Annotated in this window: 3 protein-coding genes; all 3 read right to left on the bottom strand. The window is 42.7% G+C overall.

Annotated features, from left to right (window positions below):
- Positions 1-255: 255 nt before the first annotated feature.
- The 3 genes from PX636_RS13655 to PX636_RS13645 all read right to left on the bottom strand — a co-directional run bounded on the left by PX636_RS13655 (position 256) and on the right by PX636_RS13645 (position 2,411).
- Complete coding sequence (locus PX636_RS13655; RefSeq protein ID WP_288117587.1) at positions 256-1,254, bottom strand: sulfurtransferase; 999 nt, start codon at positions 1,252-1,254, stop codon at positions 256-258.
- A 111-nt stretch (positions 1,255-1,365) separates the two neighbouring features.
- A complete protein-coding gene (locus PX636_RS13650; protein WP_288117586.1) occupies positions 1,366-2,034 on the bottom strand; it encodes a phosphatase PAP2 family protein in 669 nt (222 codons plus the stop codon).
- Positions 2,031-2,411 (bottom strand): DUF7980 family protein, encoded by a 381-nt coding sequence (locus tag PX636_RS13645; protein ID WP_002795947.1) that lies wholly within the window; start codon positions 2,409-2,411, stop codon positions 2,031-2,033. Before PX636_RS13645 ends, PX636_RS13650 begins: the two co-directional genes overlap by 4 nt.
- Positions 2,412-2,554: the final 143 nt, after the last annotated feature.

Here is a 2,554-nt window from a genome sequence, read left to right as displayed (position 1 = left end):
GGGGAAGTGGGGTTTTATCGATTTTCAGGTGGTCAACTACCTAATTTTCAGGGAAAAAGTACCTGAATTTTCCCCCCAATCACTCCAATGGTCGGCAATTTTTGAGAGAAAAAAAGTCTAAAAACCTTATCCAACAAGATTTTTAGATTTATTCAGCAAACCCTCACTTGGTCGTCCTCGGGAACCCACCCCAACAAAAAAACCATCTTGGGCAAGATGGTTAAACACAACGAGTATAAACCGACAAACTTGACTTTAGACTGCTTTTTCTGGCCCGGTAGCGACGGGCAGATCTGTGGTACTGTACTCTGTCCAAGAACCCTCATAAATTCGCACCTTGGGATAACCGAGCAGATGTTTGAGGACAACATACTGTAAAGTCGCTTCCCGTCCCGTACTGCAACTGACAATAATATTATCGGAGGGCTTGATGTTGCGTTGGGCAAGAATCTTCCTGATTTCGTCTAAAGATTTCAATTTATGGGGATTTTTTAGAGATTCATCGGGATTATTCGCTTCCGTAAAAGTCGGCCAGGGTATATTTTTCGCCCCCGGAATATGACCATTTCTCAGCCAGATATCCTGTTTCCCCTGAAAAAGTTCTTCCGGTCTAGGATCGATAAAAACCACATCGGGTTTGCCGATCAATTTCTCTACTTCTGCCAAAGTCACCCGAATCGAGGGATTATCACGGACAGTAAAGCTCCCGGGTTGATATTTAGGGAATTCTTTAGTTACCTTTTGTTCAGAACCCTTATAACCCTTAAAACCACCATCTAAGACGGCCACATCTCGGAAACCCGATCGCTCTAATAAATAGGCGACCATGGTTGCCCCCAAGACATCGCGACCATCGGAATATACTACCACTCGATCGCCATTAGTGATTCCCGCGGCGGCAAAGAGACTGCCAATTTTATCCTCTTGCCAATATTGAACCGGTAAAAATCCGTTTGGACCACGAAAATTATTGTCGGCTATATTCACCGCTTTTGGTAAATGACCGGTGATATATTCCAAAGGATTAATCCGCACATCGAGAATTTTTAACTTCGGATCGTTGAGATTTTGTGCTACCCACGCCGGCGATACAAAGTCTATCTTAGTCTCAGATTTAGACGTGGCCATCAGGGGCGATGACGGGGCTAAGGTAAAGGTTAAAATGCAGAGAAGAACTAAAGTGAGAAAAGCAAGGGGACGGCTTTGAAACCGTCCCAGGGATAGACCCTTCCCTTTAGGCATTTTTGGTTTCATGATTCAGTGTCAGCGACGAATATCAAACGATAATTACTATAGGGCTTTGATTAGCTTTCTCCAAAAATTTAGGTATAACGTGATATTTTTTTGGGGCAGCAAGTCGATCAACTAATTATTAGTTTCCTCTTGGGTGTTGATCGCCTTGGGTGTCTCTAATAACTGTCGCCACCAGAGATGAACTAAGAGGGACCAAGCGATCGCTAAAAGCCAAGCGGCAAGGATATCGCTAGGAAAGTGAACTCCTAAATAAAGACGGGTCCAAGCAATAACTAAGAGGAAGGGAATCCCCAGTAAAACTACCCCTAAAAACCACCGCTTTCTCCAAGATAGGATCAGTAAAGAAACCACTAATAGGGAACTAAATAAAGCATGACCGCTAGGGAAGGCAAAATCATCGGGTAAGGGATAAAATAACTGCCAAAATTGCGGGCGGTTTCGATGAAAAAGAATCTTGAGATTATAACTAATTGCCCAACCTCCCGCCATGGTCACAAGGAGATAAGCGAACCCATACCAGTATTTTTTTAGGGCAAAAATCAGCAGTGAAATTGTTAGTATCGGAGCCACTCCCCAATAAGTGCCTAATCCCGTTAGTTTTATGGCCAAAAAGTTTAGGTTTAAATTAGCAGTTTGATGAATAGATAGCAGCAGCGATTTTTCCCAAGCAAATCCTTGCGGCTGCTGGCGAATAGCGATCGCTAAATCCGTAAAAGTTAGCGATGTTAACAAGATAACCAAGAAAATTAAGCTATTGTTTAAGTAAGTTTTGGGAATCACGGGGAAAAAGTGGCGATCGAGGATAACAGGGGCATTTCTAATACCTGAAAATGAATTAGGCCCAGAATAACTAAAGTGTAAACTGTCGAGGAAAGTAATCCATTTCTTAATTCTTTTTGCCAATTGCGTTCTTCTTTCTCTCCACCGATTAATTCTTTCGTCCCGAATTGCATTAGCAGAATTCCCACAAGATTAGATAACCAATAACCAACCATGGCCGCTGGTAGAAAAAAATCGGCGTGCAAGCAAGCAATTAAACGACCGAAACCGTAGGCGATCGGCAGATTAAAAATTAGATCGTTCCACCAACACAGGGGCGATAATAAGTAACCGATCAATACCAAGGTTCCGTTTTTTATTTTGTCAAGTAGATACATCTTTTTTTTAGTTACTAACTATTAGCTTTGTTTTTTTTTGCCATCAGCTATCTAAGTAGGGTTTGCGGCAAAAAGCTTTTCGGTGGTGGCAGGGTGGGGGGTGTGGGGTGTGGGGTGTGGGGTTTTATCGATTTTCAGGTGGT

It is taken from the genome of Microcystis sp. M53598_WE2 (genome assembly GCF_030067735.1).
Classification (GTDB): domain Bacteria; phylum Cyanobacteriota; class Cyanobacteriia; order Cyanobacteriales; family Microcystaceae; genus Microcystis; species Microcystis aeruginosa.
Note: the sequence above shows the minus strand (reverse complement) of the source record. Positions and strands in the feature narration are given on the sequence as shown.